The organism is Ruegeria sp. D7, from assembly GCF_056534355.1.
In genome coordinates this window covers 49,919-64,365 of the sequence record NZ_JBQFPG010000017.1, presented here as the reverse complement: position 1 = coordinate 64,365, position 14,447 = coordinate 49,919, and the positions used below count along the sequence as shown (strand labels likewise).

The 14,447-nt window shown below is 56.8% G+C and carries 10 protein-coding genes; 4 read left to right on the top strand and 6 right to left on the bottom strand.

Translation table 11 applies throughout. The features are described from left to right. Nucleotides 1–62: 62 nt before the first annotated feature. Nucleotides 63–1,643, bottom strand: a complete 1,581-nt coding sequence (locus ACRZ9U_RS18870) for an ABC transporter substrate-binding protein (protein ID WP_170393897.1) — start codon at nt 1,641–1,643, stop codon at nt 63–65. A gap of 209 nt (nt 1,644–1,852) precedes the next feature. Beyond that, nucleotides 1,853–4,159, bottom strand: a complete 2,307-nt coding sequence (locus ACRZ9U_RS18865; RefSeq protein WP_170407335.1) for a Tex family protein — start codon at nt 4,157–4,159, stop codon at nt 1,853–1,855. A gap of 166 nt (nt 4,160–4,325) precedes the next feature. Between ACRZ9U_RS18865 and ACRZ9U_RS18860 the strand changes: the two genes are divergently transcribed. The 4 genes from ACRZ9U_RS18860 (at nt 4,326) to ACRZ9U_RS18845 (ending at nt 9,824) form a co-directional block, all read left to right on the top strand. Next, nucleotides 4,326–5,792, top strand: coding sequence for a DUF4153 domain-containing protein (locus tag ACRZ9U_RS18860; RefSeq protein ID WP_170407332.1), 1,467 nt, complete (start codon nt 4,326–4,328; stop codon nt 5,790–5,792). Beyond that, nucleotides 5,770–6,447 carry a response regulator transcription factor gene (locus tag ACRZ9U_RS18855; protein ID WP_170407329.1) on the top strand — a complete coding sequence of 226 codons (678 nt, stop codon included), beginning with the start codon at nt 5,770–5,772 and terminating at the stop codon, nt 6,445–6,447. Before ACRZ9U_RS18860 ends, ACRZ9U_RS18855 begins: the two co-directional genes overlap by 23 nt. Beyond that, nucleotides 6,435–7,400, top strand: coding sequence for a sensor histidine kinase (locus tag ACRZ9U_RS18850; RefSeq protein WP_170407326.1), 966 nt, complete (start codon nt 6,435–6,437; stop codon nt 7,398–7,400). Before ACRZ9U_RS18855 ends, ACRZ9U_RS18850 begins: the two co-directional genes overlap by 13 nt. Nucleotides 7,401–7,610: 210 nt before the next feature. Further along, nucleotides 7,611–9,824, top strand: a complete 2,214-nt coding sequence (locus ACRZ9U_RS18845) for an NADP-dependent isocitrate dehydrogenase (RefSeq protein WP_170407323.1) — start codon at nt 7,611–7,613, stop codon at nt 9,822–9,824. Between the two features lie 384 nt (nt 9,825–10,208). On the opposite strand, the gene ACRZ9U_RS18840 is transcribed toward ACRZ9U_RS18845, so the two are convergent. Genes ACRZ9U_RS18840 through ACRZ9U_RS18825 form a run of 4 tightly spaced genes read right to left on the bottom strand, consistent with a single transcriptional unit; the run spans nt 10,209 to nt 14,400 of the window. Beyond that, nucleotides 10,209–11,315, bottom strand: a complete 1,107-nt coding sequence (locus ACRZ9U_RS18840) for a transporter substrate-binding domain-containing protein (RefSeq protein ID WP_170407320.1) — start codon at nt 11,313–11,315, stop codon at nt 10,209–10,211. A gap of 43 nt (nt 11,316–11,358) precedes the next feature. After that, complete coding sequence (locus ACRZ9U_RS18835; protein WP_170407317.1) at nt 11,359–12,621, bottom strand: transporter substrate-binding domain-containing protein; 1,263 nt, start codon at nt 12,619–12,621, stop codon at nt 11,359–11,361. Between the two features lie 22 nt (nt 12,622–12,643). Then, the gene (locus ACRZ9U_RS18830) at nt 12,644–13,423 is read right to left on the bottom strand and encodes a protein phosphatase 2C domain-containing protein (protein WP_170407314.1); all 780 of its coding nucleotides are present in this window, start codon (nt 13,421–13,423) and stop codon (nt 12,644–12,646) included. Beyond that, complete coding sequence (locus tag ACRZ9U_RS18825; protein ID WP_170407311.1) at nt 13,423–14,400, bottom strand: FHA domain-containing protein; 978 nt, start codon at nt 14,398–14,400, stop codon at nt 13,423–13,425. The genes ACRZ9U_RS18830 and ACRZ9U_RS18825 overlap by 1 nt, the downstream gene beginning before the upstream one ends. Nucleotides 14,401–14,447: the final 47 nt, after the last annotated feature.

The following is a 14,447-nucleotide window of genomic DNA, read 5'->3' as shown; positions in this document are numbered from 1 at the left end:
CCGACGGCGCAAACAAGAACAGGGCGCGTTTCCGCGCCCTGCATACCATCACAGAGGATAGTTTAGTTCATCTCAAAGTATTTGATCTTCGGTGAATCTTCCGGCTCGACGATGGTGCCCACGCCCGATTTCATGCCCCAGTTCAGCACCTGATGGTGGATCGGGATATAGAGCTGTTCATCCTGAACAACCTGCCAGATATCACCGATCTGCTGATCACGTGCGGGTAGATCAGTTTCAGAGGCAAGGGCCACGATTTTGGCATCCAGATCCGGGTTGGAGTAGCGTGTGCCATTCCACGAGCCGTACTTTTCGCCCTTCGAATGGACGAGGAAGTTGAAGATGTACTCCGAGTCATAAGTCGGAACACCCCAGCCCAGCATGTAGAAATCTGTTTCTAGGTTGTTGATCAACGGGAAGTGCTGGGCTTTCGGTTTGGCGTCCAAGTTAACTGTGACGCCGATCTGGGCCAGCATTCCAACCGCTGCCTGACAGATCGCCTCATCATTGATGTAGCGGTCATTCGGGCAGTTCAGGGTCAGCGAGAATCCATCAGGATAGCCTGCTTCGGCCATCAACGCCTTGGCCCCTTCGATATCGGTTGACGAGGACGCATCCATATCTGCATCCCAACCATTCACAAACGGAGGTGAGATCATACCAGCAGGAGCAGACTGACCACGCATCACGACCTGTTTGATCGCATCACGATTGATCGCTTTTGACATCGCCTGTCGAACGCGGACATCAGCCAGCGGGTTCTTACCATCCACATTGTCCGAGGTCAGATCAGCGTCGCCCATGTTCATGCCAAAGAAAATTACCCGGTTCTGCGGCGCGGTGCGTACGTCCAGACCATCGGTTCCGGCTACACGCTCGAGGTCCTGTACGGGCACGTCCTGAATAAAATCAACCTCACCCGACAGCAGCGCGGCAACACGGGTCGCGGCGTTCTGGATCGGCGTATAGATGATCTCGGTCACCTGCAGCGGGAACTCATCCTTGCCCCAATAGCCGTCATAGGCGGCCAGGACGGTTTTCACGTCGGGCTCGCGGCTGACCAGCTTGTAGGGGCCGGTGCCATTGGCGTTCTTGGCCGCAAACGTGTCTTCGCCGCCCTCATAGTCCTGAACCTTGACGGCGTTGTTTGCCTCGGCCCAACCTTTGTCCATCATGAACATGTTGGTCAGATTGTTGGGCATGATCGGGTTCGGGCCGTCAGTTTCGATCTCGATCGTGAACTTGTCGGGCGCACGCACCTCTTTCACAGAGGCCAACAGTTCCTTGTAATCCGAATCCGGCGTCATTGCTCGGTTCAGCGAAAACACGACATCCTCGCTGTCGAACTCGGCACCGTCGTGGAAGGTAACGCCCTCGCGCAGTTTGAACACCCAGACATTCGGATTTTCTTCCGATGGTGCCCATTCGGTCGCCAGCGATGGAACCAGTGCACCTGAGTGATCACGCATCACCAGCGTTTCCATGATCTGGTGCGCCATGGCCGAGGTCGGGCCTTCGTTTTGCGCATGCGGGTCCAGCGTCAGCGCATCACCTGCACGGGCCCATCGCAGCGTCTCCGCCGAAGCGCCCGCCGCGATCATTGCCGTTGCACTGGCGGCAAGCATCAGAGTTTTGAATGACATAAGTCGTCTCCCCATTTTTTGTTGTGGCCGCATTTTCATACGGTTGGCCGAATTTTTCGGCCATCATGGGCCAGCATCATCCAGATCATGGTCCGAGTTGCAACACCCGAATGTTAGCGCCCTGCTTTTCTTTCTGTCTGCCGGGGCTTAGGTGAATGTAGGTCATGCAGAAACACGCCTCGTATTTAGCTCTATGACAGGGTTGCCGCCTAACGTTTATTGAAGGCGTCTCTAAGAGCGTCACCAAAGGCCCCGTTCTGGGTGCTCTGACCCCCATGGCTGCGCCGCTGTTCCCCTGGCTTGGGCGTTCGTGCCGGTTTGCCCTTGCCACGGAGTGCATTGCCCTCGCGTGCCGAAGCGCCACCGTCCTTGCGCATGGACAGCCCAATGCGCTTACGTGGAACGTCGACTTCGACCACCGTCACTTTGACAACTTGCCCGGTTTTGACCACCTCATGCGGGTCCTTCACGAACCGATCGGCCAGTTGGCTGACATGAACCAACCCGTCCTGATGCACGCCAATGTCGACAAACGCGCCGAAGGCGGCGACGTTGGTGACGGTACCCTCCAGCACCATGCCGGGCTTCAGGTCCGTGATTTCCTCAACCCCGTCCGTAAACGACGCCGTTTTGAAACTGGGTCGCGGGTCTCGGCCGGGCTTCTCCAATTCGGTGAAAATATCCCGAACCGTAGGCAAGCCGAAGGTTTCACTCACAAACTGCTCGGCGCGCAGGTCTTTCAGCGCGCCTTCATGCCCCATGATTTGGCGAATGTCGCGCCCACATGCTGCCACTACCTGACGGGCGACATCGTAAGCCTCGGGGTGAACCGAGGAGGCATCCAGAGGCTCTGAACCGTCACGAACTCGCAGGAAACCTGCACATTGCTCGAAGGCGCGCGGACCAAGGCGGGCCACCTTCAGCAAATCCTTGCGAGACACAAAGGCACCATGAATATCTCGGTGTGTGACGATCGCTTCGGCCAATCCCGGTCCCAGACCCGAGACGTGAGAAAGCAAGGGGGCTGAAGCGGTATTCAGATCCACGCCCACAGCGTTCACCACATCTTCGATCACCGACTCCAGTGACTGTGACAAGCGGTGCTGATCCACATCGTGCTGATACTGGCCGACGCCGATGCTCTTGGGTTCTATCTTGACCAGTTCAGCCAAGGGATCCTGCAGCCGGCGGGCAATCGAGACCGCTCCACGTAGCGAGACGTCGAGGTCGGGAAATTCGCGCGCGGCAAGCTCGGATGCCGAGTAGACCGAGGCTCCAGCCTCGGAAACGACGACCTTGGTGGGCGCTTTGACGGTCTTGGGCAGAAGCGACAACGTATCGGCCACCAAACGCTCAGTCTCGCGGCTGGCTGTGCCGTTGCCGATGGCAATAAGCTCGATTTTATGTGTAGCGATAAGGTTCAGGATTGCCGCTTGTGCACCACGCAGATCATTCTTGGGCTGAAACGGATATAGCGTATCCGTTGCAACCACCTTGCCGGTTGCATCCACCACGGCGGCTTTAACCCCGGTGCGAATGCCGGGATCCAACCCAAGCGTCGGACGTGCCCCCGCCGGAGCAGCGAATAGCAGATCCTTTAGGTTGCGCGAAAACACTTGAATTGCCTCGTCTTGTGCGCGGCTGCGCAGGTCGGCCATCAGCTCGACCATCATCGATAGCGACAGCTTGACCCGCCATGTCCAGCCCGCAACCTTGCGCAGCCATTTGTCACCCGGCGCATCGCCCCGCGTGTTAAGATGAGCCGCAACCATGGCCTCGGCCCGCGCGGCGCCCGCTTCGGGTTCGGGAGCAATGTCGAGCGTTACGATCCCTTCCTTTGAGGCGCGCAGCATTGCCAGCGCTCGATGCGATGGGGTTTTCGACCAAAGCTCGAAATGATCAAAGTAATCGCTGAACTTGGCCCCTGCTTGTTCTTTGCCCTCGACAACATTCGCGCTCAGCAACGCCTCACGCTGCATGAAGTTACGTAGCTCTCCCAACAAAGCAGCGTTTTCGGTAAGCCGCTCTGTGATGATGTCCCGTGCACCATTCAGCGCGTCTTTGGTCGTGGGGACAGCCTCAATCAGATATCCCTCAGCCAGCCCCTCTGGTTCGGCCAACCGGTCCGACAGAATCGCATCGGCCAGCGGCTCCAGACCATTCTCGCGGGCAATCATCGCCTTGGTCCGGCGTTTGGGCTTGTACGGCAGATAAATGTCTTCCAACTGCGCCTTGGTTTCGGCTTGGGCGATCGATTTCACCAGATCGTCCGTCAGTTTCCCCTGATCCTTGATCGAGGACAGAATCGCCTCGCGCCGGGCCTCAAGCTCACGCAGATAATTCAGTCGGTCGGAAAGGGTGCGCAATTGGGTATCATCCAGCCCGCCGGTCACTTCCTTCCGATAACGGGCGACAAAGGGCACGGTCGCACCTTCATCCAACAACCTGACCGCGGCCCCAACCTGTTCCGCGCGGGCGTTAATCTCGGTGGCGATGGTGCGGGTGATACGGTCCAAAGGGGCCTCCTGACTTGCGGTTGGAAGATCGTCTTAGCCACCGGCACGCGCAAGGGGAAGAGGCTGCACCGCTAAAAGCACCTCTGCACAAAAAATGCACGACCCTTACGCGGTGATCTGCACCTGCCTAGGCCAGACAGAACCAACACAAACAAGGAGCAGTTAAATGGGACAGTTCATCGTGCGCGGCGTACCGGCATCAGTTTTACAAGATAGTTGGTGGCTGGACACCCCTGATCGAGGCACAAACCGAGCCGATGGCTTAGCGGAACCCGGCAATCGCCATGCTTTCTTGGGTTTGGTGTTTCTGGTTGCGCTCGCCGATTTTCTGTTTTTCGACCATTCTCCTGGCCTTTCGATCGCGCTCTTTATGTTGGCGTTTTCCGCTGTCGTGTTTGCCTTACTGCGCCGCCGTGGTGGACTTGTCGGGCCAGCCCTTCTTTTGCTGCTTAGCATTCTTCCGGTGGTGGAATATGTTCAAGCCCTGTCCGTAGCTTTCTTGCTGGGTGGATCGACCATTGCGCTGTGTTGGGCCGTGCTGGGCAATCATGAGGTCGCTTCGGTTCGCCGGTTTCTGTCTCTGTTTCCAATATTGGCGCTCAGACACGGGATAGAGGCGGTTCAGAAAGGTCATTCGGTTTCCCGCGTTGACGGGGTTGCCCTTCGTGCACTGCGCAACTGGAGTTTCCCGATCGGAGGCGCACTGATCCTTGCTTCGCTGATGGTTGCGGCCAATCCGGTCTTGTCTGATTGGATCGATCGGGTTTGGCGAATTGATTTGCGGTTCGACCGACTGCTATTCTGGATCGGGGCGGCAATCACGATCTGGCCCTTTCTTGCGGTCACCTTGCGGCCTGACTTGCTTGCCCCCCGATTTGGCCCCGGACGCAAGCGCCCATTGCCTGCTTTTGGCCTGAATGCCCAATCCGTTGCAAATGCGCTAATGGTGTTCAACTTGCTGCTGGCGGTGCAAACGGGGATGGACATGGTTTATCTCTGGGGCAGCGCCAAGTTGCCCGAGGGGATGACCTATGCTGAATATGCTCATCGCGGGGCATACCCACTCTTGGTCACAGCTTTGCTGGCGGGCGCATTTGCCTTGGCCGCGCGACCCTATCTGAACGAGCGGCAGGGGCTGACAAGATGGATGATGCTCTGGCTGGCGCAGAATGTACTGCTGGTGATCTCATCGCTGATGCGCCTGTCGCTTTACGTTGATTTCTACGGGCTGACCTATTTGCGTGTTCATGCGGCAATATGGATGGCGCTGGTTGCTGTGGGCTTGTGTCTGACCGGTTGGCAAATTTTGCAGGGTAAATCGAACCGTTGGTTATTGCTGCGATCTGCGATCCTGGGGATTGGCGTGCTCTATGCATGCTGCTTCGTGAATTTTTCATCCTTAATCGCCCGTTGGAATCTGGAAAATCCGATACGGTTTGATACCTACTACGCATGTCAGCTCAATGAGATGGCGGCGGCAGAGTTGCTGAAGGACAAACGGGTACGCGCTTGCGCAACCCCTCCGGTCGTCGACAATTGGAGGAATTGGGGCTTTCGCGCAGATCGGGTGATCCGTAATCTGGCCGTCGAACCCATGCCGGAGAAGGTAGATGAAAATCCTCGTCGTGGATGATGATCCACGCCTGCGAGAGCTGGTCTCGATCACGCTTGAGCGCGCGGGCTACCAGACGGTTACCGCCCGCGATGGCCAAATGGCGCTAACCCACGCGATGCGGGAAGCGCCTGATCTTGTCGTGCTGGATGTCGGCCTGCCTGAGATCGATGGGCTTGAGGTTTGCCGCCGCTTGCGGGCACGCTCGGACGTACCAATCTTGTTCCTGACCGCGCGTGATGACGAGATTGATCGCATTTTGGGCCTCGAGTTGGGAGCGGATGATTACGTGACCAAACCTTTCAGCCCCCGAGAGTTGGTTGCGCGGATCAAAGCCATCCTGAAACGCAGCAAACCGGGTGCTGCAGAGCTTCTCCTGCGGCATGGCCCGGTTGAAATGGATGTGTCGGCGCATTCGGTTCGGGTCGACGGCAATGCGCTTGCCTTAACCGCAACCGAGCTGTCGATTTTGCGTCGCCTGATGCAAACGCCCGCCGCCATCGTCTCGCGACCACAATTGGTTGATGCGATTTATGGCGCAGGCAGTCCGGTCTCGGATAGGACACTGGATAGTCATTTGCGGAACTTACGACGCAAGTTGGGGGATCAGGGCTGGGCCGGTGCCATCGAAACCGTGCATGGGATCGGATTGCGGATGGGTGCATGGCCGGGCTGAGACACAAGTGGCGCCCTTCGCTGGGTTTTGTTCTTGGCGGAGGTCTCGCGGGTACGCTCGCACTGTCTCTGCTGGGTCTGATAGCGCTGCGCTATCTTGGACCTGAGATCGGGTTTCGAAACGCTGCGGGCCTGCTGGCGATCGTGATCGGTTGTGCGACCGGAGTGGTCGGATACCTAATGGTTCGGCTTCTGCTCCGCCCCATAACGTCGCTGGCGACCTATTCAGTGGCCATTGAACAAGGGCAACGCGCCGAGCCGCCCGATCACTACGGTACACAAGAACTGTCGCGCCTCGCCGGTTCGGTTCTGAGCATGGCGGATACGCTGCAACGGCGCGAAGCTTCGATCCGCGTCTTTGCAGATCATGTCACGCATGAGTTGAAAACCCCTGTCACCGCGATCCGTGCGGCAGGAGAGTTGTTAGCCGAGGCCGAAACGCTCTCGGACCAGGATCACGCATTGCTGCAACAGATATTGGGCGCAAGCGATCAGATGCAAACGCAGCTCAGCGCTCTTAACACGGTTGCACAGGCACGAGTGCCGGAACATCATGGGGAGGCAAGCCTGAACGATCTTGCCGATCAGTTACGCGCTTCGTTTCCCGAATTGGACATCAGCATAGAAGGCGGCGATCAGGCATTGAACCTTGCAGCCTCTGGCCTGAAAATTGCCCTGCAACATCTTTTGGACAATGCACGCCGTCACGGGGCAAGGCAGGTGGTCCTGCACGCAGAACTCGGTCGATTGGTTGTCCAAGACGATGGTTCCGGCATATCCGACGGTAATCGGGACCGCATCTTCAACCCATTCTTTACAACCGCGCGCGAGAAGGGAGGGACCGGGATGGGCCTGACCATCGTTACAAACCTGTTGGGGGCACATGGCGGGCGGATTTTGCTGGTGCCTTCCAAGACCGGTGCGCGATTTGAGTTGGTGTTTCCGGGTGTGTGATATCACTCAATAGCCCAAACTAATTCGACCCGTGTCAATTTGCGCCGCTCAATACGATTGATCCCAAGCCAATCCTCATTTAAGGGAGGCCCTGTCAAATCAGAGTCACCCGTGGGGCCGTCATGTCCCCTTTGGGATTGGTGCCTATGTCACGGCGGCACATGCTCTTGGATCGCACGCCCCTGAAAGGCTTAAAAAAGGTAAGGGAATATGGCAGAAAAATCGAACTTCGACGTATTGTATACCATTGTAGACGAAGCGCCCGAGCTGGCGAGCGCCTCGTTCCTGCCCATTATCCGCAAATTTGCGTCAGCAGCCGGTGTCAGCGTCGGAACCAAAGACATTTCGCTGGCCGGGCGTATTATCGCGACCTTCCCCGAAAAGCTGACAGACGAACAGCGTATTACTGATGATCTGGCTGCTTTAGGTGAGCTGGTGAAAACACCGGACGCAAATGTCATTAAACTGCCCAACATCTCGGCGTCGGTGCCCCAGCTGGTGGCTGCCATCGAAGAGCTGCAATCACAGGGTTATGACATTCCGAACTACCCCGAAGAGCCTTCGACGGACGACGAAAAAGCGATCCGTGCGCGTTATGACGCCATCAAGGGTTCGGCCGTGAACCCGGTCCTGCGCGAAGGCAACAGCGATCGCCGCGCAGCGCGCGCTGTGAAGAACTATGCCCAGAAGAACCCTCATTCGATGGGAGAGTGGAGCGCGGACAGCAAGACCAAAGTGTCTTCGATGCCGGGCAATGATTTTTACGCCAATGAGAAATCGGCAACGATCACTGCGGCGCAAGCCGGCGATGCCAAGATTGAGTTTGTGGGCAAAGATGGCAGCGTTACGGTTCTGAAAGACGCTTGGCCACTGGCCGAAGGAACTGTGGCCGACGCAACATTCATGTCGGTCAAGGCGCTGTCGTCGTTCCTGACCGAAGCCATTGAGGACACCAAGAAAGACGGCACCATGTTCTCGCTGCACATGAAGGCGACGATGATGAAGGTCAGTGACCCGATTATCTTCGGCTATGCAGTCAAGGCGTGGCTTGCCCCCGTGTTCGAAAAATTCGGTGCAGAGCTGGACGCACTGGGTGTAAACCCGAACTCGGGTCTGGGGGACCTGCTTGAGCGGGTTCAGGGCAACGCAGACATCGTCGCCGCAATCAATGCGATCAAAGGGGATCGTCCGTCGATGTATATGGTGGACTCGGACCGTGGCATCACCAACCTGCATGTCCCGTCTGATGTTATCATCGACGCCTCGATGCCCGCAGTGATCCGTGCTGGCGGCAAGGGTTGGGACGAAACCGGCGCCAAGGGCGATACCAACTGTGTGATCCCTGACCGTTGCTATGCACCGGTGTATGATGAGGCCATCAACTTCTTCAAAGCCAATGGTGCACTGAACCCAGCTACCGCAGGAGCCGTCGCCAACGTTGGATTGATGGCGCAGAAGGCCGAGGAGTACGGCTCGCACCCGACGACGTTTGAAGCGCCCGCAGATGGTACAATCCGTATCGTTCTGGCCAATGGCGAAACGCTGCATTCCCATGACGTCGAAAAGGGCGACATCTGGCGCGCCTGCACCGTCAAGAAGGCCCCGATCGAGAACTGGATCCAGCTGGCGATGGACCGTCAGCGCCTGACCGGGTCCGAGGCGATCTTTTGGCTGGATGCCAACCGCGCACATGACGCCGAGCTGATCAAGTATGTCAAACCAGCGCTTGAAGCTGCAGGCGTGGCCGACAAGTTCTTGACTATGGCCCCGCGTGAAGCAACCCGCCAGTCGCTGGAAACTATCACGGCGGGCAAGGACAGCATCGCCATCACCGGTAACGTATTGCGGGATTATCTGACCGACTTGTTCCCGATCCTCGAACTGGGGACGTCGGCCAAGATGCTATCAATCGTTAAACTGATGAATGGTGGCGGTCTGTTCGAAACCGGTGCAGGTGGTTCGGCGCCGAAACATGTTCAGCAACTGGTTGAAGAAAACCACTTGCGCTGGGACTCCATGGGTGAATTCTGTGCGCTCGGAGAATCCCTGAACTTCCTCGCTGACAGCAAGGGCAACGCCAAAGCGGGCGTCCTGGGCGCCGCTGCCGAGGCTGCCACGCAGGGAATTTTGGATAACAACAAGTCACCCAGCCGCAAAGTCGGCCAGCCGGATAACCGCGATAGCCACTACTGGTTCGCTCGTTACTGGGCCGAAGCTTTGGCGGGGCAATCCGATGATGCTGGACTTGCCGCCGAGTTTGCACCGCTCGCGAAAGAGTTGGCGGACAAAGAAGAACAGATTTTGTCCGAGTTGGCGGCAGCGCAGGGCGCACCCGCCGATCTGGGTGGATACTACCACACTGATCCGGCCAAAGCGGCTGCGGTGATGCGGCCAAGTGCAACCCTGAATGCGATCATCGGATAAGCCAGGGTTGCATAAACGCCTAAAGAGAAACCGGTCCGAAGAGGGCCGGTTTTTTCGTGCCCTGAAAAAGAAAAAGGCCAGCCCCCATAGCCAGCCTCTTTCTGAGTGAGTGGCGGGGCTTACGCCTCACCGGTGCAGTTGAATTCATCCTACGCTTATCGTTCACGCTGAATATTCGGGGATTCCCGTAGACGGCCGCCTTTTATGAGCGATTAAGGATAAAAATAATCATTATGTATGTGCAAATAAGACCAAATGCTGACTGCGCCACGTCTGAGGCCTAGTCAGTTGGCTTTGCCGTTATCATTGAAGATTCTGACCCACCGACAAAAAAAGGGCCAGTCCGAAGACCGGCCCCTAAGAAAGGTCATAACGACCGAGGGATTAGTTTGATGCTGCGTTCAGCTTTTCATTTTGTTCGCGCAGCGTGTCGGAAATAATCGCGTACCATTCGCCGGATTCGCGCATCTCGATCAAACCCTTGTTCATCATCGCGATGTACTCGCGCGCGAATGGATTGGTGCGGTGTGCAAGGAAGCTCATCGAAGACAGTGTCGAGACATACGGGTTCTCAACAATATCCGCCGAGGTCAAACCCATGTCTTTCATTGTCGAGGCAAACAGATCGACTTCGAATGCAGCCACGTCTGCCGTACCGGTCAATACGGCATCGAGACATTCGCGAGCCGAATTGGGTTGGACCACGGTTGTGTTCTCGCGGTTCAGCCCTTGTTCTTCCAGCACCACCATGCTCCAGCCTGCCATGCGGCAAACGGTCGAGCCCTCAAGGTCGGAGAAATCTGTCGCCTTTGCGTATTCGCTTTCAGGCAAAGTGAAGAAACCTCCGACAATGTCATATACCGGAACAGAAGCGACAAATTGGGTACACCGGGCTTCGGTCTCTGCAGACCACTCATATGAGCGGTTGGTACAATCCGGTACAGTCCACGCGATCGAAATATCAAACGCACCCAGTGGCAACAGTGTGTCCAGATGCGAACTCCAGTCATCTACAAAGCTGACCGAGAAATCGCGGCTGTTACCAGCACGCTGAAGGCTTGTCGTCGCCAGACGGGTCATGATGCCACCGCCGCTCAGATCTTCAGTAGTGAACGGTTCCCAACCGTTGCCAGCGACCATCTTGATCGGAGGCGCGTAGACATTCGAGCGCTTGACGCTTGCAGCACGTTGTTCTTCTGCCGCGATCAGTTCTTGCGCGCTCTGACCGTTGGGCAGGCTGCCATCCTCACAGGGCAGCGCCAGTACCAGACCGGGGGCTAGCGAACCGGGATTGGTGATTGCGTTGCGGTTAGCGTTAAAGATCGGCTGATAGTTTGAGGTGCCGTAGGCGGCAATGGCGATGGTCGCCAATGTATCACCATCCTGAACCGTATAGTTGGAGCAGGCTTCTTGAGCGGCGGCTGCACCTGCGCTCAGGGCGGTGAAGGCTGATGCCGACAGTACTGCTTTCTTCAATTTCTTGTTAAACATGTCCACTTCCTCCAGACTTTGTTTCGTTGGGCCAATCAAGGCCTTAGCCATTTTCCATTTGATAGCGCAGTGCGGTAGATACGATGTCGCGCCACTCGCCTGATTGCTGCATGATCGCCAGACCCTGGTTGAGCGTCTCAAGGATCGCTTCCCCATCCGGATTATCTTTGTGGGTCATGACGTTAAGCGACTTGATTGCCGCTAGGTTGGGGTTTTCGATGATCTGATGTTCGTAGCCCAGACGCCCGATTGCTTCGACCGCCAGATGCGCTTCGATCGCGACAATATCGGCTGTGCCATCCATAACTGCGCGAAAACAATCATCGGGTGAAACGGGGCGCATCAAAGTGATTGCAGGCTCGTAAAGACCAACTGCATCCATATGCGACAGTGACCAACCTTCCGGCCTACAAATCGTTGTGCCCGCGAAATCTGCATAAGTCAGAGTCTCTTCGTAACCCGAACCGCTTTTTGCGAAGAACGTATCAACGACCTCGTAGAATGGGTTTGAGAAATTATAGGTTTCGCACCGTGAACGATCATTTTCCGACAACGTAGCGGCTTGTTCACAGTTCGGCCGCGACCAAGGGAATGTGGCGTCAAAGGCGAGAGTCGGCATCAATAGGTCCAGATGCGACGACCAGTCATTAACGAACTGAATCTTGTAGGACTGCTCGGGCGCGGCCCGCAGCATCGCGGTTTCAACCAGGTTGGTGTAAAGCCCACGATTTGGCAGCGCTTCATCCGTAAACGGGGCGTAGTTACCACCCGTGATCAACAAAATCTGACGGTCACGAATTTGAGGGCTTTCGCCACCATCCGCGTTGCGGATCAATGCGGCACCTTCCGCACGCGCTGCTTCGATCTCTTTCTTGGCCGCAGCCTTGGCCGCGATTACGGCTTCTTCGCTGGTCTTTTTAGCTTCGGCCTCTGCAGCGGCCACGCGGGCTTCGGCCTCGGCAATGGCTTTTTCAGCCCGTTCCTCGGCAGCTTTGACCAGTTCCGAGGCCATTTCGGCAGCCATGCGGCCAGCTTCGGTATCCGGCAGTTGCGCCGCGCGCCCGATATCTTCAAGACAAGGGAAAGTCAGGAGATCACCGACGCGAATGATATTGGGGTTCGACCCGATCGTATCCCGGTTCGCATCATAGATGACCCGGTAATCTTCCGTCGCGTAGACGGCAATTGCCAGTTCCCGCAAGCTGTCACCGGGCTGGATTTCATAAGTTGAACACGCCTCTTGCGCCGATGCTGCACCTGTTGCAGCAGCAAGAGCGAGGGTGGATATGATAAGATGGTTTCGCATTTTGTCCTGTTTCACTGCCTGTCTAAGTCTGTGCCGGTTTGACCACGGCGATTGAAATGTTGTCCTGATCCGGGTCTGCCTTTGCATGCAGTGCTTGAAGCAGCGCATCAGCAATATCGCGAGCCGGGGAATGAATATGCGTGCGCACCAGCGTTTCGATCTCGGAATTGCCGAGATATTGCAGGCCATCACTGCCAAGGATCAGTACATCTGCCGCAATCAGCGCCAATGGTTGTTCCGGACAATCCACTTTTGGAATCGCAGCCCCCATGATCACCGAAGTCAGTTGGTTACGATCCGGATGGCCCTGCGCCTCTTCCGCGCTCAGTAATCCTTGTGCGAGCTGTTCGTCGATCACCGGGGCCATCGAGTGATCTTCGTTGACCTGTGACAGGGCATCATTGCGGAACAGGTAAAGTGGACTGTCACCGATCGAGATCCAGAATACGCGTTGATCCAGCATCAACATGCCCAGAAGGGTGGAGCCCAGATTGACCTCGTTTTCCTCACTATGGCTCGCCATAGCGGCGTTGGCCTGCATTGCGGCCAACGGCAGAGCGTCGAGCAGTGCGCTCTCAGCAAGGTCGGGCCCATCCAACTGGGCATCCATCGCATCGCGCCAGGTTGAAATGACCAACTGCGAAGCGACTTCACCCGCTTCATGACCACCCATACCGTCGGCAATCACGACATAACCCGCGTCTGCCGCGTCAGAGACCCGCGCAGCAATCGCGTCTTCCTGCGAGTCGCGCTGACCCTGGTCCAGGATCAGGGCAATATCATATGCAGGGGTAGCCAGCATTAATCGGCATCCCGCCAGTCAAAGCCGTCATCACAGAAAGCGGTGAAGCGGATCGAGGTTTCGCTGATCCGGATCAGATCGCCGCTGGACAAGGCTATGGTGCTGAGCACAGGCTTGCCATTCAGGCGCACCAAGTTGGCCTTGCCGCCATGGCCCAGATAGCATTTCCGGTCCTCTGGGTCATATGCGATGACGGCGTGATTGCTGCGAGAGATCCCGGTGTCGCCGAAATCCAGCTGAATAGCCTGATCGTCATTCCGACCGATCTGCATCAATCCCTCGGTCAAGGTAATCGCGGCACCCCGACCCGGTCCGGCGGTCACGACCAGCCAGCCAACCGGGAATGTCTGTTCGGCCGCTTCTGTCTTTTCAACGGGCTCAGCTGTTTCCATCAGCTCCTGAACATGCGTGTCTGCACGCTCGAAACCCAAAAACGTCGTCTTCACACGAGAACGCCGATCTTCAGCCGGTGCAGGTGCAGGTGCGACCATGGCGGGTTCCGGGGTTACATCAACAGGCTCCGGTTCCGGTGTGGGTTCTCCGACGATTTCCACCTCGCCCGCAACTTCAGATACGACTTCAGGTTCGATGGCCTCTGGTTCTTCTACGGTGACTTCGGGTTCATCGTCCTGAACCTCGTCTTCCGCAGTCAGATGAAGCGTGACAATCTGTTCATCTTCTTCGACCTCTTGAATCTCGGCCACTTCTTCTTCGGTCGCCTGATCTTCGATCTGGTCTTCCGAAAACTCGGGCATCGGTTCTTCGGGGATCAGTTCGTCTGCTTCCTCGTAGCTGTCCGAGCTAACGTTTCCACCCGCAAGGGCCGCGCGCAGGGCGTTGAAATCCGCAATCGGAGCAGCGCTTTCTGTTTCGACCGCTTCCGCAACGGTTTCGGTTTCGGTTTCCACCGCATCTTCTTCTTTCGGTTTTCCGGCACCTTCTAGAAGCCGGCTCAGAGGGCTTTTGTATTTGAACATGGTGTCGTCACCTTCTTTGATTTCTGATGCGGGGTTTTACCCGCGGG